Source organism: Demequina activiva, assembly GCF_016862815.1.
In the GTDB taxonomy this organism is placed as follows: domain Bacteria; phylum Actinomycetota; class Actinomycetes; order Actinomycetales; family Demequinaceae; genus Demequina; species Demequina activiva.
Genome location: NZ_BONR01000002.1, coordinates 366,813 through 386,632 on the forward strand (window position 1 = coordinate 366,813; position 19,820 = coordinate 386,632).

The window sequence follows — 19,820 nt, forward strand, 5'->3', positions numbered from 1 at the left end:
CGGCGGGGTCGAGGAGAATCGATGCCCGACGAGATCCACGACCGCGCGCGCTACCGCCGCATCCTGCGCTTCGCGGCGCGACACCTCGCGGTCACCTGGTGGTACGAGATCCTGCTCCCGCGCATCGGCCTGCGCAGGGTCGCGGAGCGCACCCGCACGGCCCGCATGCGCACGTTCGCGCGGCGCTTCCGGGGACTCGCCGTCGATCTGGGCGGGCTCATGATCAAGCTGGGACAGTTCATGTCCTCACGCCTGGACGTGCTTCCACCAGAGATCACCAAGGAGCTGGAGGACCTCCAGGACGAGGTTCCGGCAGTGCCGTTCGACGCCATCCGCGAGCTTGCGGAGCACGAGCTGGGACTGCCGCTCGAGCGCGTCTTCTCGACCATCGACACCGAGCCGGTCGCCGCGGCCTCCTTGGGCCAGGTCTACCGTGCGGTCCTGACGGACAGCGAGTCTCACGACACAGGCTTCGCCGGCGTCGTGATGAAGGTGCAGCGTCCCGGCATCGGCGACATCGTGGCGATCGATCTCGCCGCGTTGCGACGTGTGGGTCGATGGCTCAGTCGCGTGCGTCTGGTGTCGAGTCGTGTCGACATCCGCGCACTGATCGAGGAGTTCGCTGACGTCAGTCGAGAGGAGATCGACTACCTCCACGAGGCAGGCAACGCGGAGCGCTTCGCGGCCAACTTCGCCGACGACCCCCGTGTCAAGGTGCCCCAGGTGGCGTGGGAGCGCACCACCAGCAGGGTGCTGACTCTCGAGGACGTCACCGCGATCAAGATCACGGACCGCGAGCGCCTGAGGGGCGCAGGGATCAAGCCAGCCGAGGTCGCACCCGTGTTCGCAGAGCTCATGTTCGACCAGCTCTTCGAGCACGGCTTCTTCCACGGCGACCCGCACCCCGGAAACCTGTTCGTGGAACCGGCGGCCCCAGGGGCGGAGGGCCCGCCGTGGCGCCTGACGTTCGTCGACTTCGGGATGATGGGATCCGTTCCTGACACCCTGCGCGGGTCGCTGCGGGCGCTGGTGATCGCCTCCGCCCAGCGCGACGGCGCCGGGATGGTGAAGGCGATGAGCAACGCAGGCGTGCTGCTGCCATCCGCGGACACCGTCGAGCTCGAGCGGGTGGTCAGCGAGGTGTTCTCCCGGTTCGGCGGCATGGGCTTCGCCGAGCTGCGGGAGGTGGACGAGCGGGAGTTCCGCGACTTCGCCATGGAGTTCAGCGACGTCCTGCTGACTCTCCCGTTCCAGCTCCCCGAGGACTTCCTGCTGGTGGTGCGGGCAGTGTCGCTGACCTCGGGCGTGTGCAGCTCGCTCGATCCTGCCTACAACGTGTGGGACACGGTCGAGCCGTACGCTCAGCGCCTGCTGAGGAGCGAGACGGGCGACTTCGTGGGCGACTTCGCTCGCGAGGCCACCCAGATCGCAGGCGTCGCATGGCGCCTGCCCAAGCGCTTCGACTCAGTGCTGTCCAGGTTGGAGGACGGCAACCTGCCGGTGGCCGCGCCGCGCCTGGAGGCGACCGTCACGCGCTTGGAGCGGACTGCGCGCCGCCTCGTGTCCGCGTTGCTGTTCGCCGCTCTGCTGCTCGCGGGCGCCCTCGTGCACGCAGACTCGGAGGGCCTGGGCGTCACGCTCATGGTCGCGTCCGGCGTGCCGTTGCTCGTGACCGTCTTCGGTGGCCGATCCAAGCGCTAGGACGCGACTATCCTCGGGTGCAGAACCGAGAGGACGGGACCATGGCAGGGCACAGGATCTTCGGTGTGAGCTTTGCGAGCATCTATCCGCTGTACGTGACCAAGGTGGAGCGCAAGGGACACTCTGTGGAGGAGCTGCACCAGGTGCTCACCTGGCTCACCGGCTATGACGACGAGGGCCTTCAGGAGACCGTCGCGGACGGGCGGACCCTCGAGGAGTTCTTCGCGCAGGCGCCGTCGCTCAACCCCCATGCCGGCCTCATCACGGGTGTGATCTGCGGCGTCAGGGTTGAGGAGATCGAGGATCCCCTCATGCAGCGGATCCGGTGGATGGACAAGCTGGTCGACGAGGTCGCGCGCGGGAAGAAGATGCAGTCGATCCTGCGCGGTGCCGCCTGACATGGCCAAGCTCTACTTCCGCTACGGAGCGATGAACTCGTCCAAGACCGCGCTGCTGCTGACCGCGGCGTACAACTACGAGGAGCGCGATCAGCGGCCCGTGATCGTGAAGCCTGGGATCGACACCAAGGCGGGCGAGGCAGTGTCCTCGCGCATCGGCGTCGAACGCCCGGTGGACGTGCTGCTGGGGGCGGACGACTCGCTGCTGGACGCCCTTCGGGCGCATGCGGATCTCGACGACATCGACGCCGTGTTCGTGGACGAGGCACAGTTCCTCACTCCGAGCCAGGTGGACGAGGCGTTCACGGTGGCCGTCACCCATGGCGTTCCGGTGCTGTGCTACGGACTGCGTGGCGACTTCACCACCCGCTCGTTCCCCGGATCACTGCGCCTGCTGGAGGTGTCGCACGCGATCGAGGAGCTGAAGACCATCTGCCGTTGCGGCTCGAAGGCGATCTTCAACGCTCGGATCGTGGCAGGCGAGTTCGTCAGCCACGGAGAGCAGGTCGCGATCGATGGCCAACAGGCGGAGTACGAGTCGCTGTGCGGTCGCTGCTACCTCGAGAAGGTGGGACCGCTGCGAGCGGGTGCCGGCTCTTCCTGAGGGCCGATGCCCGGACCGCCTACGAGCGGCGCGGCTTGCGCGGCCCGCGGTCGCCGGACGCGCGCGGGGGGCGCGATGACCCTCGCGGCCCGCTGTCCGGCTTGAGGTCGATGAGGATGCCGCTGATGCGGGTGCCACCCAGCTTGCGCATGGTGTCCTGCGGAAGCTCGGCCGGCAGGTCCACGAGAGAGAAGTTGGGGAAGATGCGGATCTGGCCGAAGTCCCCCCGTCCCAGTCCGCCCTCGTTCGCGATCGCTCCCACGATCTGACGCGGCTCGACGCGGTGGCGCTTGCCCACGGCGATGCGATAGGTGGCCATGGGGCCCGACGGGGGCTGCCGGTCGCGGTCGGCACGGCTCTTCCCGTCCTTGCCGGCCGCACCGCGGAACTCCTCGCGCCGGGGCTCGTCATTCGGATCGAGCAGCAGCGGCGTGTCGCCCTGTGCGACGACGGCGAGCGCGGCAGCGACATCTGCCTCCGGCACGTCGTGATGCTCGACGTAGTGGCCGATGATGTCCCGGAAGCGGTCGATCCTGGCGGTCTGCGACAGCGCCGCCGTGATGGCGTCGTCGAAGCGCGACAGGCGCGTCGCGTTGACGTCGTCGACGCTGGGAAGGTGCATCTGCGTGAGGGATTGACGCGTGGCGCGCTCGATGTTGCTGAGGGTGCGCCGCTCGCGCGGGGTGACGAAGCTGATCGCATCGCCCGTGCGCCCGGCGCGGCCGGTGCGACCCACGCGGTGGACGTAGGACTCGGTGTCGATGGGGAGGTCGTAGTTGACCACGTGGCTGATGCGCTCGACGTCGAGTCCGCGCGCCGCCACGTCCGTGGCCACCAGGATGTCGAGCTTGCCGTCCTTGAGCTGCTTGACGGTGCGTTCCCGCTGAGTCTGCTGCACGTCGCCGTTGATCGCCGCGGCGGCGTACCCACGCGCGCGCAGCCGCTCTGCGAGCGTCTCCGTCTCATTCTTGGTGCGCGTGAACACGATCATCGCCTCGAAGTTCTCGACCTCGAGGATGCGCGTGAGCGCGTCCACCTTCTGGGGGTAGGAGACGATCAGGTAGCGCTGGGTGAGGTTGGTCGCGGTGGTGGTCTTCTTCTTGACCGCGATCTCCTGAGGATCGTTGAGGTACTTGGAGGAGAGCCTGCGAATCTGGGGCGGCATCGTCGCGGAGAACATCGCGACCTGCTTGTCATCCGGCGTCTGCGCGAGGATGGTCTCGACATCCTCGGCGAAGCCCATCTTGAGCATCTCGTCCGCCTCGTCGAGCACCAGGAACTTCAGCTCGGACAGGTCCAGCGTGCCCTTGTCCAGGTGATCCATGATGCGCCCGGGCGTGCCCACGACGATGTGCACGCCCCGGCGCAGCGCTGACAGCTGCACACCGTAGCCCTGCCCGCCGTAGACGGGCAGGATGTGAACCGCCTTGCTGTGTCCCGCGTACTGCTCGAAGGCCTCGCACACCTGCAGCGCGAGCTCGCGCGTCGGGGCGAGCACGAGCGCCTGTGGCTGCTTCTGGCCGCGATCGAGCCGTTCGAGGATGGGCAGGGCGAACGCGGCGGTCTTGCCCGTGCCGGTCTGCGCGAGTCCCACGACGTCCTGGCCGCCGAGCAGGGTGGGGATGGTGGCGGCCTGGATCGCGGAGGGCTGCTCGTAGCCCACCGCGCTGAGCGCCTTCAGCACCTGCTCGCCCAGGCCGAGGTCAGCGAAGGTGAGGGTGTCGGTGGCGGTCGAGTCGCTGTCGAGGTCCGCGGAGGAGTCAGAAGGCATGTGCCAACGGTAGCCCGCTCACGGGCACCTGGGGGGACGGTGAGCGCGACAGGCGGCTCGCGGCAGCCGGATCATGCCTCGTCGAAGGCGCTTGCGAGGGGCTCGAGCAGGGCCGGCGCCGCCGGCGCCTCGAAGGCTCCCACATCGGCCGCCACGTACTCGAGATGCCACGACTCGGGCTTCGAGCCTCCGGGTCGTGCCCATCGGGGGTGGACCCAGCCGAACCTGTCGCCGTGGGCGCGCATCCACGCCGATGACGCGACATCGAGGTCGACCGCCATGCCCCACCCGTGGTTCGACGTTCCGGGGACGGCGGCCGTCGCCGGCTTGCGTGAGCGGGTCGTGACCTGGAGTCCGTAGGACCGGTAGGTGTCGGTGACCACGAGGTGGCGACCGGTCTCGGCGTGGTAGGCGGCATTCGCGTCCGCGAGCGCGCGAGCGGCGTCGCACTGCAGCAGGTGCCCCGCGGCGAAGTCGACCTCGCAGAGGCTGGCGGATGCGACCTGGCCGTTCGAGCCAGCGACCCCGACGGGCTGGCCGGCCCATCCGTTGGCGCGGGCGGCGACGGCCGAGAGGTTCGCCTCGACGTGCGCGGCGCGGGCCGACGCGACGTCCTCCTGGTGCTGGACCATGCGTCGATCGTTGATGAGCTCGCGCCTGGCGTTCTCGCCCGCCAGCCACTCGTCATGGGATCTCCTGAGGTCCGCGAGGGAGGCATCGAGACGGGACTGGGAGGCCTTGACCGCGACGCGTGCGCTCGCGACGGCGTCGGCGTCCGTCCTCTCCGCCTCACGGGCCCCGTCCAGAGCATGGGTCATCGCTGCGCTGGCCTCGAGGGCCGCCGTCACGGTGGTCGCGCTGGAGACCCTCCGACCCACCGCACCGATGCGATCGGTGGCGTCGGCGAGCTGGGCATCGGCGAGCTCGATGGTCGTGTCGAGATCCGCGGCGCTCAGCTCGAGCGCAGCGGCTGCCGTGGCCGCCTCGAGGGAGGCCGCCTGCTGCTGGACCTTGAGAGTGGCTCGGTCGATCGTCTCGCTGGCCTCGGCGAGCGAAGCGGCGATGTCGTGCGCCTCCTGGCGCGATGTCAGGGACCCTTCGAGCGCCTTGGTCGCATCCCTGCCTGCCTCCTCGACGCGGTCCGCGATCGCGGCGTCCTGGTGAGCGGCGATCGCGGCGCTCAGATCGGCGCTCGTCGGCGCTGGTGCAGGAGCGGTCGCCGCGGGATCGGCGGTGGACTTCGCGACCCATTGGTCGGACTCGGGCGCGTTCGCCTCGTCGGGCTCGCCATGAGGGGTCGACGATGTCTCGGTCGCGCCGTCGACGACGATCTCCACCATCGCGGGCTCGGGCGTGTGCACGACGAGGGGTGCGGGATTCGCTGCGGCAGCGCTCGCATCGGCCACCGCCTTCTCGAGAGCCGCCGCTGCCGCCGCGACGTCGTCCTCCTCCAAGACGACCTTCGCCTCGTGCGCCACTCGCTCGGCTGCGCTGAGGCTCTCGTCGAGGGCCCGCCGGTCGGACTGAAGCTCGTGCGCGGCAGCGCGCGCCTCAGCGACGGCGACGTGCGTGCGCACGGCGTCTGTGCCGTGCGCGCTGAACAGGCCGATGGCGAAGCACGTGAGGGTGACGGAGGCCGCGATGTCACGGAAGGGCAGAGGAGGCAGGTGCATGCGAGAGGGTGGCTCGGGACTGGGACGCGCGCCCACGGCCGTGGCCGGGGAGCGTCGCCGTGCGCGCCACGTTCAGGTTCGTGGCGCGTGCGGCGTCGTCGTCGCCGAAGCGAGCGGCACTGTGGTGGCTGCCCGGGGTTCCAGGCCGGGTGAGGGCTCTGCGACAGAGACCTTCGCCCACAGTTCGCGGTTCGGTGCGACAGGCGGTGAACGCGTCGCACCCACCGAGCGTTCCTGCCGCACGTGTGACAAGCGTCACTGGCTCGCGTTTCGTCCTTCGCTCGCGGCGGCGTGGACTGGAAGGCGTACCACGCGCATCGGCGCGCACGCATGGAGGATCGCAGCCACCACGAAGCCTGCGGCGGCGATGGCGGCGACGCTGCCGACCACGGACGCCAGGCCGTGAGCGGGATCGAGGAACGGATAGGGGACCCACCCGTCGGTCAGGGCGCGAGCGAACAGGTAGGCGAGCCACGCCGCGGGCACCGCGAGCACGGTCCACCACGTCCGCACGGGAAGTCGCGACCCCTGTCCCACCAGGAACCAGTCGGCGACGAGGATCGCGCCCGTGCCGCCGTGGAGCACGAGGTTGGCCCACGGGAAGACGGGCGTGGCCACCCCGGAGAGCAGCCACCAGTAGACCACCCCGGTGACGACTCCGTAGGTGGCGGCGTTGACGCGCAGGAGAGCGATCCACCGCGGCTCCTGGGCCCCGGTGACGGCCGCGCCGGTGAGTGCGACGACGGCAGTGATGGCGGCCAGCGGGGTGAAATAGCCCGGGAGCTCTGCCCAGGTGAAGGTGCCGAAGGTGAGATCCGCCCACGCCTGCACCCCGAGGGCGGCGACGATGACGGCTGCTGCCGTCAGCCGCATGGCTGCGATGGTGGCGACCTTGCTCACGGTCCCTACTTTACGCAGACTTTGCTCTATAGAGAATCAGACGCGCCCGAACTGTGACGAAGTGCATAACGTGGCGTTCCGCCGGACACCGGTGTCCGAGTCCCGACGTATGACACGCTGATCAGGTGACCACCCAAGACCCTGCGAGCCACGTTCCTCCCCGGCTTCCGGGCGTCCGCGACCCCGGCGATGCCTGGGTGACCGCCGCGGATGGCACCCGGTACTGGGGCCGCTTCGGCGCAGCGGGCCTGCTCGTCCATGACCCTGCCAGGGGAGTGCTGCTCCAGCATCGCGCGATGTGGAGCCACCACGGCGGGACCTGGGGGATCCCAGGGGGCGCCCTGCACGCCGGAGAGCCGCCGGCGGCAGGGGCTCTGCGCGAGGCGAACGAGGAGGCGGGCGTCCCGGCCGATGCCGTGGTCGCCTTTGCCACGTCAGCCGTGGACCGCGAGGTCTGGCGCTACACGACGGTGCTCGCCCGGGTCGAGCGGTCCTTCACTCCCCACGCGGGTGACGCGGAGAGCCTCGAGCTCGCCTGGGTCACGGTGGACGCCGTCGCGCAGCGGGAGCTCCACCCGGCGTTCGCTCAGGCCTGGCCCCGCCTGCGCCGCATGCTCGACGTCCGACCGGTGCTGGTGGTGGATGCCGCGAACGTGGTCGGATCCCGTCCGGACGGCTGGTGGAAGGACCGCGCTGCGGCGACGCAACGCCTGGTTCAGCGGCTCGCCGTGATCGCGCGTGAGGGGCTGCCCGCCGCAGCGCTCGAGCTCGACGGCGATCGTTGGATGCCGCGCATCGAGATGGTGATCGAGGGGCGCGCACGCGACGCGACCGCGGTCGCTCCGGTGGTGATGACTGTCGCGAGAGGCAGCGGGGACGACCTCATCGTCGAGCGCGCAGCCGAGCGCAGAGAGCAGGGCGATGCGGTGACGGTCGTCACCAGCGACCGTGGGCTGGCGGAGCAGGTTCGAGAGGCCGGCGCCACGACGCGCGGCGCGGGCTGGCTCCTGGCGCTCCTCGACGAGGCAGCTGACCCACCGGCCTCCCGCTAGCCTCGGAGAGCATCGTCGAGGAAGTCGCGCACGTCCTCGAGCATCTGCTCGTTCACGCCGTGGCCGAGCCCGGCGTAGGTACGCTCCGTGAGCGTCGCCAGGTGCGCGAGGGTGTCCGCGGTGCGCTCGATCGCCGCCGGCCAGATCACGACGTCCTCCAGGCCGCGCCCCCAGAACACCGGGGGTCGCTCGAGCGCCAGACGCGCATCGGCAGGCTGTTCGTCCGTCGAGACGAATCCCGCGAGCACGACCGTTGCGGCGATGCGCTGCGGTCGCGTCCGCAGCAGCTGCGTCGCCATCAGCCCACCCTGGGAGAAGCCCACGGGGACGAGCGGCGCGCTGTCGCCGATCTCCGCGTCGATCCAGTCCCAGAGCACGCCGCCGGCCTCGTCGATCCCGGCCTGACGGGGCTCGTCGGGCAGGCTCAGATCGAACCAGGAGGCGCCTCCTCCGGCCATGGGTAGTGGAGCGCGCACCGAGATCCAGGGCATGCGAGGCAACAGGGGAGTGATGCCGGGCAGATCGCGCTCGTGGGAGCCGTAGCCATGCAGCAGGAGCATCACGGGCTCCGTGCCGTCCGGCGCGAAGGCTGGCTCGGCGGACGCGACGGACTGGAGGCTCGTCATGACGACCAGTATCGCGGCTCACGGGGCTCTGGTGCGCGGGCCCGGCGCGCCCGTGCTTGACTGGAGGCGGCGCCGAGACGGCGCCGTCCCCCATCAGGAAGGCATCCCACCATGGCTGTGAAGAGCACCGCGAGCACCCTCTGGAAGGGGTCGCTCGGAGACGGGTCCGGCACCACGTCGTTCGGCACTGGCATCGCGACGCTGAGCGTCGACTGGAAGGCGAGGTCCGAGGGGTCGTCGACGACGACCACGCCCGAGGAGCTGCTCGCCGCGGCGCACGCCTCGTGCTACGCGATGGCGCTGTCGAACGAGCTCGGCCAGGCGGGCCACGCGCCGGAGGAGCTGCAGGTGTCCGCTGAGGTGTCCTTCCAGGCGGGCGAGGGCATCACCGGCATCGTGCTCAAGGTAGAGGCGACGGTTCCCGGCATCGACGAGGACGAGTTCCTCAGGATCGCCACGGGCGCGAAGGACGGCTGCCCGGTGTCGAAGGCGCTGGCCGGCACGACGATCGAGCTGGGCAGCGCGACCCTGGGCTGAGTGCCAGCTCCCGCGACTACATCGCGAGGTGCGTGAGCCTGCCGGCCACCATCGTGGCCGCGACCGGCATGCGCTGCAGATCGTCGATGCCGCACTCGAGGGGATCCGCGTCCAGGGCGACGAGGTCCGCGAGCGCGCCCTCGGTGAGGGTGGCGTGGGATGCGGCGCCGGCGATCGCCTGCTCGCGCGTCAGAGCGTGCTCCGGGTACCACGGCGCGCGCTCGTCGCCCGAGCGATGGACTGCTGCGGCGATGCCGCGCCACGGGTCCAGCGGCGCCACCGGGGCATCCGAGCCCAGCACGAGGCGGGCGCCGGCGTCCCTCAGAGCGCCCAGGGGGAACGCGCGGTGGGCCCGGTCGGGCCAGATGCGCTCGGTGGGGTCGCGGTCGTCCCACAGGTGCTCGGGCTGCACCGACGCCGTCACCCCCAGCTGGCCGAACCGCGGGAGGTCCTTCTCGCTGACGAGCTGTGCGTGCTCGAGGGTTCCCTGAGCGCCCGTGCGCTCGAAGGCGTCGAGAGCGTGCGTGACCGCCGCGTCCCCGATCGCGTGCACTGCGACCGAGAACCCCTGCGCTGTGGCCCGCTCGAGCAGCGTCTCGCACTCCTCGGGCGCCACCGTCAGCACGCCACGCGTGTCGCGCCCGGGATACGGATCGTGACAGTAGGCGGTACGAGTGTTGAGCGAGCCGTCGGTGATGATCTTCAGAGGACCGATGCTCAGGAGGTCCCCGGTGCCGGGCACCACGTCTCCCGTACGCCACCCCGCCGCGACCCGCTCCTCGAGCTCCGCAGGATAGAAGCCCGAGTGGACACGCAGGGCGTGGAGGCCCCGGCTCATGCGCTCCGTCCAGCCGTCGAGATTGCGCGCCATCTCCAGGTCGACGATGCCCACGACGCCTCGGGCCGCCGCCGCGACGGCGGCGTCGCTCACGGCCAGGTCCTCGTCGCCAGGGGCTGCCTTCTCCAGGCGCATCTGCAGGGCGAAGGCGTCGTCCTCCCGCAGCACGCCCGCCTCGGGGAGGCCGTACCGGTCGCGTGCTGCGGTGTTCACCCAGCAGGCGTGCATGTCTCCGGAGAGCAGGACCACGGGTCGTCGGGGCGCCACCGCGTCGAGCACCTCCGCGCAGGCCTCGTCCTCCCACATCGCGTCGCGGTAGCCGTAGCCGATCACCGGCTCATGCATCTCCATCTCCGCAGCCATGCGCGCCGCGACTGCTTGAGCTGCGGCCTGGGCGCTCGTGGCCCCGGACAGGTCCATGCGCCTGCGCATGATCGCCCACTGCGCGAAGTGCACGTGGTGGTCCCACAGGCCCGGGATGAGCCAGCGTCCGTCGAGATCAAGGGTCTCGACGTCAGTGCGGCGCGGGCCGCCGAGCGTCGCGACACGACCGTCCACGACGAGCAGGTCGGTGGGATCGGGGCGCCCCGGCAGGCGCGCGTCCGTGAGCAGCAGATCAGTCATCGTGGGTGGTACCGCCAGGGGTTCGAGTCGTGGGTCAGGTGCGCATCGTCAGGATAGACCGGAGGTCGATACCCTCTGCACATGAGCGAGCAGGGGCGAGGTCGCGGCGGCGCGCTGAGAGAGGCGCTGCTGGGAGCGAGTCTCGCCTGGCAGGGGATGAGGACCTGGGGGACGAGCCCACGGCTGATGCTGATCGGCCTCATCCCCGGCGTCGTCTCCGCCGTGCTGCTGGGATCCGGCGCGTTGGTGCTGGTCTCGCAGATCGCCCGCATCGGAGACGCCATCGCGGTCGCGACGGTGGGGGAGGACGGTTGGCTCCATGACGCGGTGCAGGTGGTCGGCATGCTGGCGGTGCTGGGCGCGGCTGCCGTCATCGGCGTCTACACCTTCACGGCCCTCACCCTGCTCATCGGACAGCCCTTCTTCGAGCGCCTCGCGCGTGAGGTGGACCGCGGAGCGGGATGGGAGGGCGAGGACCCGGATGAGACGGTGTGGCGGGGAGTGATCCGCGGCGTCGGCGAGGCCCTGCGGCTGGCGATCCTGACGGTGCCGCTGGCGGTGGGGCTGTTCCTGGTGGGCCTGGTCCCGGCCATCGGCGGCCCCGCGGCCGTGGTGCTGGGCGCATCGTTCGGAGGCTGGTTCCTGGCTCTCGAGCTCACCGGCTATCCGCTGGCGCGACGTGGTCTGGTTCCGCTTCAGGAGCGCCGTGCGCTGCTGCGGCAGCATCGTGCCCGCGTCGTCGGGTTCGGTGCTGCGGTGTTCCTCCTGTTCCTGGTGCCCTTCGGTGCGCTGGCGTTCATGCCGGCAGCGGTCGCCGGCGCGACACGGCTCGTGCAGGGCCTCGACGTCGATGCCGCGCTCAGCGGGCGGCCACCTCGCGCGCCGCGTCCGTGAGCGCGGCCAGCGTGGCTCGGATGCCGGCGTCGGCCTGCGAGGTGTCGCGGAACGCCGCGAAGACCGACCGCGTCATCGTGCCTCCCACGGGTATCCTCGCGACGCCGGGAGGCGCGGACGGCCACATCAGGCCCGGAATCAGGGCGACGGCGAGCCCGGCCCCCACCAGTGCGAGCTGTGCCTGGAGGTCCGCGGTCTCGTAGCGCACGTCAGGCTCGAAGCCCGCGATGCGGCACACCTGCTCCGCGAAGTGCCGGGAGGCGGTGCCCCGCGGCTCCATCACCCAGGCTCGCTCGTGGTGGTGCTCGAGCGACGCCCCCCACCCGATGGGTGCGGCCAGGGCGATCTCATCCTGCACCAAGGTCACCCGGGTGAGCCCGGGGTAGTGCGGGGCAGAGTGGTGGGGGTACTCCTCGGCGACCACGAGGTCGAAGTCCCGAGCCCAGGTGTCCTCGAGGGCCTGCGCCGGCTCGCTCTGCGTGACCTCGACTCGCACGCGCGGCGCCGAGCGCGCGAGCCGGGGCAGCGCGGTGGGCAGCAGGGCCAGCGCAGCGGACTGGAACACCGCGAGCCGCACGGTCCCGCCTGGAGCCTCGTCGCCCGAGCGCAGCCGTGCCTGAGCGTGCTCCACGAGACCGAGGATCTCTCCTGCGGAGCCGGCCAGCTCCTGACCTGCTGGAGTGAGAAGCAGCCTCCTGCCTGACCGTCGAAGAAGTGGCACGCCTGCCTCGCGTTCGAGCGCAGCGAGCTGCTGCGACACCGCGGACGGCGAGTAGCCGAGCACGTCCGCGACGGCGGTGACGGTGCCGCGGACGGTGAACTCTCGAAGGGTCCGCAGGTGCTGGAGGTCGAGCATGCAAACAGTTAAGCAGAACTGGACGGTATATGGAGCAAACCTGTCATGGACGTGAATGAACTACGGACTCACACTGATCCCATGTCCCCCACCTCTACCCACGCACGCACCGAGCACGACGCCGATCGCGCCGTGGCGCACGTGAGGCGATGGCTCGACGAGGCCGCCTCCGTGCGGCCCAGCGCGGGCGCGCGACTGATGGCGCACGTGCTCTCGCGGCCGGGCGGACTGCGCTTCCTCACGGAGGTGGTGGACGGTGTCGTACGTCCCGAGGACCCCCACGTCGCCGCCGCCGAGCTGCGGCGCGCCGCGAAGCGCGGGCACGAACACCTCCCCGTGGCGCTCGCCACGCTCATGCGCGTGGGTGGCGCCGCCGCTCGCGTGGCGCCTCGCCTGACCTCGCAGCTCGCGCGTCGGGTGATCCGCGCGATGGTGAGCCACCTGGTGGTCGACGCCCGCCCCCGTCGGCTCGCTCGCGCCTTGAGGCGCCTGCGCTCCACCGGAGCGGATCTCAACGTCAACCTGCTCGGGGAGGCCGTCCTGGGTGGCGACGAGGCTGCGCGTCGTGTCGCAGCCACCCGCGCGCTGATCACTCATCCCGAGGTCGACTACGTCTCGATCAAGGTGTCCGCGGCGGTCGCGCCTCACTCGCCGTGGGACTTCGATGGTGCCGTCGAGCAGATCGTCGCGACGCTCGCGCCCCTGTACCAGGACGCGCGTGACCACGGTGGCGTGTTCATCAACCTCGACATGGAGGAGTATCGCGACCTCGACCTCACGCTCGCGGTCTTCGAGGCGCTCGTCCAACGCGAGGATCTCCGTTCGCTCAGCGCCGGCATCGTGCTGCAGGCCTATCTGCCCGAGTCGAGCCGCGCGCTGCGTCAGGTCCAGTCCCTCGCTCGCGCTCGCGTCGAGTCTGGTGGCGCGCCGCTGCGCGTGCGCATCGTCAAGGGCGCCAACCTGTCGATGGAGAGGGTCGAGTCGGAGATTCGCGACTGGCCCCTGGCCACGTGGAGCTCGAAGGTCGAGTCCGACGCCCAGTACAAGCGCATCGTCGACGCGGCCCTCGAGCCGGTCAGCACACGATCGCTGCTCGTGGGCGTCGCGGGCCACAACCTGTTCGACATCGCCCACGCGTGGACGCTCGCCGCCGATCGCGGCGTCCAGGATCGTGTGCAGTTCGAGATGCTGCTGGGCATGGGAGAGCACGTGGCCCATGCCGTGAGAGCGGACGTGGGGGCGCTCCGGCTCTACACGCCCGTCGTGGATCCGCGCGACTTCGACGTCGCACTGGCCTACCTGGTGCGTCGCCTCGAAGAGGTGGCGAATCCTCAGAACTTCCTGTCGCGGCTCACGACGATGGGCTCGTCGCCCGAGGACTTCGAGCGCGAGGAGCGCGGCTTCCGGGACTCGCTCGAGCTGTCGTCGCACGCGCCGTCGACCGAGAGCAACCGTGATCAGAGCGACATCGCCGCGCCACCGCCTGGCTTCCGCAACGCGCCCGACTCGGATCCTTCGCGACGTCGAGTGCGGGAGTGGGGGGCCTTGCTGCTCGAGCGCGCTCGCGAGTCACGGCTGGGCATGGCGGGCGTCGACGCCGCGCGTGTCGACGACGCCGAGACCTTGTCCGGACTGGTCGGACGAGCTCGCCAGGCGGGGGAGGAGTGGGCCCAGACGGATGTCGAGCACCGCGCTGCGCTGCTCGAACGAGTGGCGGAGCACCTCGAGGCACGCCGCGGAGACCTCATCGAGGTGATGGCCTCGGAGGCGGGCAAGACCATCGACCAGGCGGACCCCGAGGTGTCCGAGGCGATCGACTTCGCTCGCTTCTACGCTGACGCGGCTCGACGGCTCAGTGCCGTGCGAGGTGCCCGTCCTCGACCGCGGCCCCTCACGGCCGTGATCCCCCCGTGGAACTTTCCCGTGGCCATTCCAGCGGGCTCCACCCTCGCTGCGCTCGCCGCGGGCTCGGCCGTGATCCTCAAGCCCGCCGAGGAGGCGGAGCGCTGCGGCGCGGTGCTGGCAGAGATCCTGTGGGACGCGGGGGTGCCGCACGAGGTGCTGAACCTGCTGGTGATCGACCCGCAGCACCTGGGTCATGCCCTGCTGGGCGACTCGCGCATCGACCAGGCGGTCCTGACCGGGGCGTACGAGACCGCACAGGCATTCCTGGAGGTCCGCAGCGATCTGCGCGTGCTCGCCGAGACCTCCGGCAAGAACGCGATGATCGTGACCCCGAGCGCGGATCTCGACCTGGCTGCCAAGGACCTCGCAGCGTCGGCCTTCGGCCACGCGGGCCAGAAGTGCTCGGCCGCCTCGCTCGCGATCCTGGTGGGATCGGTCGCGGACTCGCCGCGCTTCCGTCGCCAGCTCCTCGACGCCGTCCGGTCGCTGCACGTGGCAGCGGCCTGGACGCCGGGCGCGCAGATGGGCCCGGTGATCGCGGAGCCCGAGGGCAAGCTGCTGCGAGGACTGACCGAGCTCGAGCCGGGCGAGACCTGGTGGGTGCGGCCGGAGCGGATCGACCACGCCCTGTGGACGCCCGGGGTGAGGGGCTGGGTCGAGCCCGGCAGCTTCCTGCATCGTGTGGAGTGCTTCGGCCCGGTGCTGGGCGTGATGCGCGCGCGCGACCTCGATCATGCGATCGCGCTGGTCAACGAGGTCGACTACGGCCTCACGTCTGGGCTGCACACTCTCGACGAGGCCGAGATGCGCGAGTGGGTAGATCGCGTTCAGGCCGGCAACCTCTACGTCAACCGGGGCATGACCGGCGCGATCGTCCAGCGTCAGCCGTTCGGCGGCTGGAAGCGCTCCGCCGTGGGGGCGACCTCCAAGGCGGGCGGGCGCCACTACGTGGCCTCGCTGACGGACTGGGAGAGGGCCGATGCGGGCCCCAGCGACGGCGCGACGCTCGCCGCGTCCGTCGAGGCCATCGTCCGCGCCGTCGATCGGGACTGGGTGCGTGCAGCGGCTCAGCGGGATGCGCAGCACTGGCGCGACACGTTCTCCGTGGGACATGACCCGACGGGGCTCAGCGCTGAGCACAACGTCCAGCGGTATGTCCCCACCCCGGTCCTCGTGCGTTGGGACGGCTCCGACGTCGACGACCTCGCCCGCGTGTGCGCAGCGCAGGTGCTGGCCGGGGACGGCGGTCGGGTCTCCGCCGCCGTCGAGCCCCCGCCCGCGCTCAGCGACGCTCTGGCCACGGCCGGAGTGACGGTGGTGGTCGAGGGCGACGAGCAGGCAGTCAGCCGCGCCCGGTCGTCCCACCACGGACGAGTGCGCCACGTGGGGGCCGTTCCGGCAGCATGGCGGGGCCAAGCCGACCTCGCGGTGTTCGACGGGCCCGTCACGGCCGCACCCGAGCTCGAGCTGCTCCCGTTCGTGCGCGAACAGGCGATCTCCATCACCGCCCACCGCTACGGCACGGCGTTCGACGCCGCCGACCGCGCGGCAAGGATGGTCCTCGCGAAGCCATTCGACGAGCCAGCGGCGTAGTCCGCCTGCTCGGGCGGTGCGCGTCTGCCTCGCAGCGGCGCACCGTACGCTCGAGCCATGAGGATCCGCCACCACGCCGGCGCCGCCGCGCAGTCCGTAGCCCCCCATGTCGAGCTCATCCTCGCTGAGGAGGGCGCGATCATCGAGGCGGACGACCGCGCGCTCGACGAGGCCAGGGACAGCGCTCGCGAGTCGGATCCAGCGCACATCGAGGACGCTCGGGCAGACGCCACCGACATCCCGTTCGTGACCATCGACCCGCCGGGAGCCAGGGACCTCGACCAGGCCCTCCACCTCGAGCGCACTCGCGATGGCCATCGTCTGCGCTACGCGATCGCAGACGTCGCCGCGCACGTGACCCCGGGCGGTGCGCTGGACGCCCTCGCGCATGCTCGCGGGTCGACCGTCTACTGCCCGGACCGGCGCATCGGCCTGCACCCGCCGGAGATGTCGGAGGGACACGCCTCCCTCCTCGCGCAGCAGCGCACCAAGGCGGTGATGTGGAGCGTGGTCATCGGTGGTGACGGCGCGCTCGGCGACGTGAGCATCGAGCGCGTCTGGGTGCGCTCCCGTCGCCAGCTCGCCTACGGGGATCTGGAACGGCCGGCCGACGCCGCTGACAAGGAGCTGCGTGCGCTGCTTCACGACGTGGGTCAGGCCCGCCGCGCCGCTGTGCGCGCGCAGGGCGGCGTCACGCTCCCGTTGCCGGAGCAGGAGGTGAACGAGCGGGATGGCCGCCTCTACCTCGACCTGAGGGCCGGCACGGCGATCGAGGACGACAACGCGCAGCTCTCGCTCGCGACCGGGATGGCGGCCGCGCGCGTCATGCTCGCGGGCGGCACAGGCATCCTCCGGACCATGCCGGCAGCGGACGACGGTGCGCTCGAGCAGCTCCGGCGCCAGGCGCGTGCTCTGGGCGTGGCGTGGCCCCGCGAGACCACGTATGCGCAGCTCCTCGATGCGCTCGACCCCACCGCGCCCTCCACGCTCGCCTTCCTCACGGCGGCGACGCGGCTCTTCCGCGGCGCGCGGTGGGAGCCCTTCGACGTGCACGACCCCGACCTGCCGCAGCCCGACTCCACCGCTCACGGAGCCCTGGGAGCGGCATACGCGCACGTGACCGCACCGCTGCGGCGGTTGGCCGACCGCTACGCGGCCGAGGCGGCGCTCGCCGAGGCCCAGGGACGAGACGTGCCTGCGTGGGTGCGGGAGGGCATGGTCCCGGCGGCCGCGGACACGGCGACAGGGGCACGGCGAGCCTCGGCAGTGGAGCGCCGATGCGTGGACGCCGTGGAGTCCGTGGTGCTGGCCTCACGGGTGGGCGAGGCGTTCGAGGGCGTCGCGCTCGACGACCGCACGGTGCAGCTCCTTCGCCCGCCCGTGATCGCGCGCTGTGAGGGAGAGGTGCCGCCCGGTGACACGGTCGTCGTCGAGCTCCTGCGTGCCGAGGCGCCCGACGGGCCGGTGTTCCGGCGCGTCGAGGGCGATCAGGGAGCTGCCGGTCCGTCCAGCACCTCGTCGTCCAGGTGGGCGCCGTAGGCCTCTGACTGGCCGTCCATGATCTCGGTCATCGGCGTCATGCGCGTCGCTCCGTAGACCGTGCCGGGAAAGTCCAGGCCCTGCTGGATGCGCCACACCTCCTCATGCTCGTCGGCCGAGGCGAGCTGAGCGGGATCGCCCACCGCGACCCACCCGATCGGCACCACGGATCGAGGGGCGAGCGCCGTGTTGACCTGCACCACGGCGTTGACCCGCACCTCGCAGCCCTCCCGTGCGAGCGAGCCAGGGAACAGCGAGGCTCCCGTGGCGATGAAGCACTCCCGCTCGATGGTGGCGCCGTTGATGTGCGCATGGGGGCCGACGAGCACGTGGTCGCCGATGGTCACCGGGTGGCGAGGCCGCCCCTTCACCACGGCGTTCTCCATGATCACGACCCGCTGCCCGATCGTGATCGGTCCGCCCTCGGACGTCAGCACCGCGCCGTGCAGCACCCGCGAGCCCTCGCCGATGGTCACGTCGCCGCACACGACGGCGGACGGCGCGACGTAGGCGCTCTCATGGATGCTCGGTGCATGGCCTCTGCTCGCGATGATCATGGCTCCCACCCTAGGACGCGGAAGATTCGGCGGCTCGGGCCCGTTGTCGGGGGCGAGCGGACCGATGAAGGAGGTTCCCATGACACCGCAGGAGTGGTCGGACAAGCGCGAACGGCAGTACCGCAAGATCAAGGAGTCCGTGCAGGATCGCGGCGCATCCGAGGATCGTGCGAAGGAGATCGCGGCGCGCACCGTCAACAAGGAGCGCGCGCGGGCCGGCGAGGCAGAGCAGTCCTCGAAGGCCTCGACTCAGGACATGTCGAGCAGCAAGCGGGGCGGCAAGCGCTCGCACAGCGGTGCTCGAGGCCGCACCAAGCAGCAGCTCTATGCCGAGGCCAAGCGCCGGGGCATCGAGGGGCGCTCGACGATGACCAAGAACGAGCTCGAGAAGGCGGTCGACGGCTGAGCGCGGGGTGAGCGCCACGCACTGCATGCGTCGCGCGCACGCCGTAGGCTGGAGGAGTCCCGAGGATTGCTGCCAGGGAAGGAGTGGATCATGACCGAAGAGCACCCGGCCGACACGCGCCGGTACAAGTTCGAGCAGATCAAGGCCAAGGAGCTCGCGCGCGGCGCGACCGAGGATGAGGCCACCCGCATCGCCGCGGAGACGGTGGACAAGGTCATCGCCCTGGAGACGGACGAGAAGTAGACTCCCGCTTCGTGAGCGAAGCCAGCCCCGTCGATCAGCACGACTCCGCCGAAGCGGCGCCCTCCGCTGCGATCTGGACGGTGCCGAACCTCATCTCGATGGCGCGCATCGTCCTCATCGTGGTGTTCGGCTGGCTGCTGATCGCAGGGCACGACGCGTGGGCCATCGGCGCCCTGGCGGCCGCTGGCATCAGCGACTTCCTCGACGGCTACCTCGCCCGACGGTGGAACCAGGTGACCGAGCTGGGTCGTGTGCTCGACCCCGCCGCGGACCGTCTGCTGACCATCGTGGTGGTGCTGGGCCTGGCGATCCGCGGGGTGATCCCGTGGTGGCTGGTCGCTATCCTGCTGGCGCGGGACGTGATGGTGGGCGTGGCGCTGCTGATCGCCCGGTCCCGCGGCGTCTCCTCCGCGCAGGTGACGTTCGTGGGCAAGGCGGCGACCTTCGGTCTGTACGTCACGTTGCCCCTGGCATTCCTCGCATACGAGCGCTGGGACGGCGTCTGGGTCGCGGCGATCGTCGGGGCCTGCGTCGCCGCCGCTCTGTACTGGATCTCGGGCATCGGGTACGCCAGAGACCTCGCCCGCCGAGCACATCCCGCGAGCGACGGCGCGTCTGTCGCCGGGGCACCCGAACGCCTAGGATGATGTGACCAGCCCAACTCCCGGAAGGAGGCGCCATGACGTTCGATGAGAGTCCCGTGGAGCGCACGATGTCGCTCGACGCACAGGTAGTGCCGGACGAGCACGCTCCTCACCGCATCTCCCCGCAGGACCAGACCGCAGTCGACGCCCTCGACGACGACTGCGCGCTGCTGATCGTGCATCACGGACCCAACCAGGGCGCCCGCTTCCTTCTCGATGTCGACGTCACCACGGCCGGCAGGTCCGTCTCCGGGGACATCTTCCTCGACGACGTCACGGTGAGTCGCGAGCACGTGCGCTTCGTGCGCGAGGGCAAGAGGTTCTTCGTCAAGGACGCGGGATCGCTCAACGGCACCTACGTCAACCGTGAGAGCGTGTCCGAGGCCGAGCTGCACGACGGCGACGAGGTCCAGATCGGCAAGTACCGCATGACGTTCTACCCCGGGTCCGCCGGCTGAT

General features: G+C 70.8%; 19 protein-coding genes. 12 read left to right on the forward strand and 7 right to left on the reverse strand.

Going from position 1 to position 19,820, the window contains the following annotated elements; genetic code table 11:
- Positions 1 to 21 precede the first annotated feature (21 nt).
- From Dac01nite_RS06525 to Dac01nite_RS06535, 3 genes are read left to right on the forward strand one after another with little or no spacing between them, the layout of a single operon-like run.
- The gene (locus Dac01nite_RS06525) at positions 22 to 1,701 is read left to right on the forward strand and encodes an ABC1 kinase family protein (protein ID WP_203654654.1); all 1,680 of its coding nucleotides are present in this window, start codon (positions 22 to 24) and stop codon (positions 1,699 to 1,701) included.
- A gap of 41 nt (positions 1,702 to 1,742) precedes the next feature.
- Positions 1,743 to 2,099, forward strand: a complete 357-nt coding sequence (locus tag Dac01nite_RS06530; RefSeq protein WP_203654656.1) for a DUF2200 domain-containing protein — start codon at positions 1,743 to 1,745, stop codon at positions 2,097 to 2,099.
- A 1-nt stretch (position 2,100) separates the two neighbouring features.
- Positions 2,101 to 2,703 carry a thymidine kinase gene (locus tag Dac01nite_RS06535; RefSeq protein ID WP_203654658.1) on the forward strand — a complete coding sequence of 201 codons (603 nt, stop codon included), beginning with the start codon at positions 2,101 to 2,103 and terminating at the stop codon, positions 2,701 to 2,703.
- A 19-nt stretch (positions 2,704 to 2,722) separates the two neighbouring features.
- On the opposite strand, the gene Dac01nite_RS06540 is transcribed toward Dac01nite_RS06535, so the two are convergent.
- From Dac01nite_RS06540 to Dac01nite_RS06550, 3 genes are all read right to left on the reverse strand, one after another.
- Positions 2,723 to 4,474 (reverse strand): DEAD/DEAH box helicase, encoded by a 1,752-nt coding sequence (locus Dac01nite_RS06540; protein ID WP_203654667.1) that lies wholly within the window; start codon positions 4,472 to 4,474, stop codon positions 2,723 to 2,725.
- A gap of 71 nt (positions 4,475 to 4,545) precedes the next feature.
- The gene (locus Dac01nite_RS12110) at positions 4,546 to 6,147 is read right to left on the reverse strand and encodes a M15 family metallopeptidase (RefSeq protein WP_239066552.1); all 1,602 of its coding nucleotides are present in this window, start codon (positions 6,145 to 6,147) and stop codon (positions 4,546 to 4,548) included.
- Positions 6,148 to 6,402: 255 nt separating this feature from the next.
- A complete protein-coding gene (locus Dac01nite_RS06550) occupies positions 6,403 to 7,047 on the reverse strand; it encodes a Pr6Pr family membrane protein (RefSeq protein ID WP_203654670.1) in 645 nt (214 codons plus the stop codon).
- 125 nt (positions 7,048 to 7,172) lie between these two features.
- Between Dac01nite_RS06550 and Dac01nite_RS06555 the strand changes: the two genes are divergently transcribed.
- Entirely contained in the window at positions 7,173 to 8,099 is a 927-nt protein-coding gene (locus Dac01nite_RS06555; protein WP_203654672.1) for an NUDIX hydrolase, read from the forward strand.
- Here the strand turns inward: Dac01nite_RS06555 and Dac01nite_RS06560 are convergent.
- Entirely contained in the window at positions 8,096 to 8,725 is a 630-nt protein-coding gene (locus Dac01nite_RS06560) for an alpha/beta hydrolase (protein ID WP_203654674.1), read from the reverse strand. The genes Dac01nite_RS06555 and Dac01nite_RS06560 overlap by 4 nt on opposite strands.
- A 111-nt stretch (positions 8,726 to 8,836) precedes the next feature.
- On the opposite strand from Dac01nite_RS06560, the gene Dac01nite_RS06565 reads away from it, so the two are divergent.
- A complete protein-coding gene (locus tag Dac01nite_RS06565) occupies positions 8,837 to 9,262 on the forward strand; it encodes an OsmC family peroxiredoxin (protein WP_203654683.1) in 426 nt (141 codons plus the stop codon).
- Positions 9,263 to 9,278: 16 nt separating this feature from the next.
- Here the strand turns inward: Dac01nite_RS06565 and Dac01nite_RS06570 are convergent, their stop codons facing one another.
- The gene (locus Dac01nite_RS06570) at positions 9,279 to 10,724 is read right to left on the reverse strand and encodes an amidohydrolase (RefSeq protein WP_203654685.1); all 1,446 of its coding nucleotides are present in this window, start codon (positions 10,722 to 10,724) and stop codon (positions 9,279 to 9,281) included.
- A gap of 81 nt (positions 10,725 to 10,805) precedes the next feature.
- Here Dac01nite_RS06570 and Dac01nite_RS06575 point away from each other — a divergent pair, with 81 nt between their 5' ends.
- Positions 10,806 to 11,618, forward strand: a complete 813-nt coding sequence (locus Dac01nite_RS06575) for an EI24 domain-containing protein (RefSeq protein WP_203654701.1) — start codon at positions 10,806 to 10,808, stop codon at positions 11,616 to 11,618.
- Here the strand turns inward: Dac01nite_RS06575 and Dac01nite_RS06580 are convergent.
- Positions 11,584 to 12,474 (reverse strand): LysR family transcriptional regulator, encoded by an 891-nt coding sequence (locus Dac01nite_RS06580; protein ID WP_203654703.1) that lies wholly within the window; start codon positions 12,472 to 12,474, stop codon positions 11,584 to 11,586. The genes Dac01nite_RS06575 and Dac01nite_RS06580 overlap by 35 nt on opposite strands.
- Before the next feature lie 81 nt (positions 12,475 to 12,555).
- Between Dac01nite_RS06580 and Dac01nite_RS06585 the strand changes: the two genes are divergently transcribed.
- Both Dac01nite_RS06585 and Dac01nite_RS06590 read left to right on the forward strand, forming a co-directional pair.
- Positions 12,556 to 15,972 carry a proline dehydrogenase family protein gene (locus Dac01nite_RS06585; RefSeq protein WP_203654705.1) on the forward strand — a complete coding sequence of 1,139 codons (3,417 nt, stop codon included), beginning with the start codon at positions 12,556 to 12,558 and terminating at the stop codon, positions 15,970 to 15,972.
- 57 nt (positions 15,973 to 16,029) lie between these two features.
- The gene (locus tag Dac01nite_RS06590; RefSeq protein WP_203654707.1) at positions 16,030 to 17,511 is read left to right on the forward strand and encodes an RNB domain-containing ribonuclease; all 1,482 of its coding nucleotides are present in this window, start codon (positions 16,030 to 16,032) and stop codon (positions 17,509 to 17,511) included.
- Here Dac01nite_RS06590 and Dac01nite_RS06595 read toward each other — a convergent pair.
- Positions 17,460 to 18,068 carry a gamma carbonic anhydrase family protein gene (locus Dac01nite_RS06595; RefSeq protein ID WP_203654709.1) on the reverse strand — a complete coding sequence of 203 codons (609 nt, stop codon included), beginning with the start codon at positions 18,066 to 18,068 and terminating at the stop codon, positions 17,460 to 17,462. The two genes, Dac01nite_RS06590 and Dac01nite_RS06595, sit on opposite strands and share 52 nt — an antisense overlap.
- A gap of 79 nt (positions 18,069 to 18,147) precedes the next feature.
- Here Dac01nite_RS06595 and Dac01nite_RS06600 point away from each other — a divergent pair, with 79 nt between their 5' ends.
- The 4 genes from Dac01nite_RS06600 (at position 18,148) to Dac01nite_RS06615 (ending at position 19,819) form a co-directional block, all read left to right on the forward strand.
- Positions 18,148 to 18,474, forward strand: coding sequence for a plasmid stabilization protein (locus Dac01nite_RS06600; protein WP_203654710.1), 327 nt, complete (start codon positions 18,148 to 18,150; stop codon positions 18,472 to 18,474).
- 90 nt (positions 18,475 to 18,564) lie between these two features.
- Complete coding sequence (locus tag Dac01nite_RS06605; RefSeq protein ID WP_203654713.1) at positions 18,565 to 18,717, forward strand: hypothetical protein; 153 nt, start codon at positions 18,565 to 18,567, stop codon at positions 18,715 to 18,717.
- Positions 18,718 to 18,728: 11 nt separating this feature from the next.
- A complete protein-coding gene (locus Dac01nite_RS06610; protein WP_239066553.1) occupies positions 18,729 to 19,364 on the forward strand; it encodes a CDP-alcohol phosphatidyltransferase family protein in 636 nt (211 codons plus the stop codon).
- A gap of 32 nt (positions 19,365 to 19,396) precedes the next feature.
- A complete protein-coding gene (locus Dac01nite_RS06615; RefSeq protein ID WP_203654715.1) occupies positions 19,397 to 19,819 on the forward strand; it encodes an FHA domain-containing protein in 423 nt (140 codons plus the stop codon).
- The last annotated feature ends 1 nt before the right edge of the window (position 19,820 follow it).

Coding starts and splice junctions, on each gene's coding strand:
- Dac01nite_RS06525 (WP_203654654.1), top strand. CDS start 22: ATGCCCGACGAGATCCACGACCGCGCGCGCTACCGCCGCATCCTGCGC.
- Dac01nite_RS06530 (WP_203654656.1), top strand. CDS start 1,743: ATGGCAGGGCACAGGATCTTCGGTGTGAGCTTTGCGAGCATCTATCCG.
- Dac01nite_RS06535 (WP_203654658.1), top strand. CDS start 2,101: ATGGCCAAGCTCTACTTCCGCTACGGAGCGATGAACTCGTCCAAGACC.
- Dac01nite_RS06540 (WP_203654667.1), bottom strand. CDS start 4,474: ATGCCTTCTGACTCCTCCGCGGACCTCGACAGCGACTCGACCGCCACC.
- Dac01nite_RS12110 (WP_239066552.1), bottom strand. CDS start 6,147: ATGCACCTGCCTCCTCTGCCCTTCCGTGACATCGCGGCCTCCGTCACC.
- Dac01nite_RS06560 (WP_203654674.1), bottom strand. CDS start 8,725: ATGACGAGCCTCCAGTCCGTCGCGTCCGCCGAGCCAGCCTTCGCGCCG.
- Dac01nite_RS06565 (WP_203654683.1), top strand. CDS start 8,837: ATGGCTGTGAAGAGCACCGCGAGCACCCTCTGGAAGGGGTCGCTCGGA.
- Dac01nite_RS06570 (WP_203654685.1), bottom strand. CDS start 10,724: ATGACTGATCTGCTGCTCACGGACGCGCGCCTGCCGGGGCGCCCCGAT.
- Dac01nite_RS06575 (WP_203654701.1), top strand. CDS start 10,806: ATGAGCGAGCAGGGGCGAGGTCGCGGCGGCGCGCTGAGAGAGGCGCTG.
- Dac01nite_RS06580 (WP_203654703.1), bottom strand. CDS start 12,474: ATGCTCGACCTCCAGCACCTGCGGACCCTTCGAGAGTTCACCGTCCGC.
- Dac01nite_RS06585 (WP_203654705.1), top strand. CDS start 12,556: ATGTCCCCCACCTCTACCCACGCACGCACCGAGCACGACGCCGATCGC.
- Dac01nite_RS06590 (WP_203654707.1), top strand. CDS start 16,030: ATGAGGATCCGCCACCACGCCGGCGCCGCCGCGCAGTCCGTAGCCCCC.
- Dac01nite_RS06595 (WP_203654709.1), bottom strand. CDS start 18,068: ATGATCATCGCGAGCAGAGGCCATGCACCGAGCATCCATGAGAGCGCC.
- Dac01nite_RS06600 (WP_203654710.1), top strand. CDS start 18,148: ATGACACCGCAGGAGTGGTCGGACAAGCGCGAACGGCAGTACCGCAAG.
- Dac01nite_RS06605 (WP_203654713.1), top strand. CDS start 18,565: ATGACCGAAGAGCACCCGGCCGACACGCGCCGGTACAAGTTCGAGCAG.
- Dac01nite_RS06615 (WP_203654715.1), top strand. CDS start 19,397: ATGACGTTCGATGAGAGTCCCGTGGAGCGCACGATGTCGCTCGACGCA.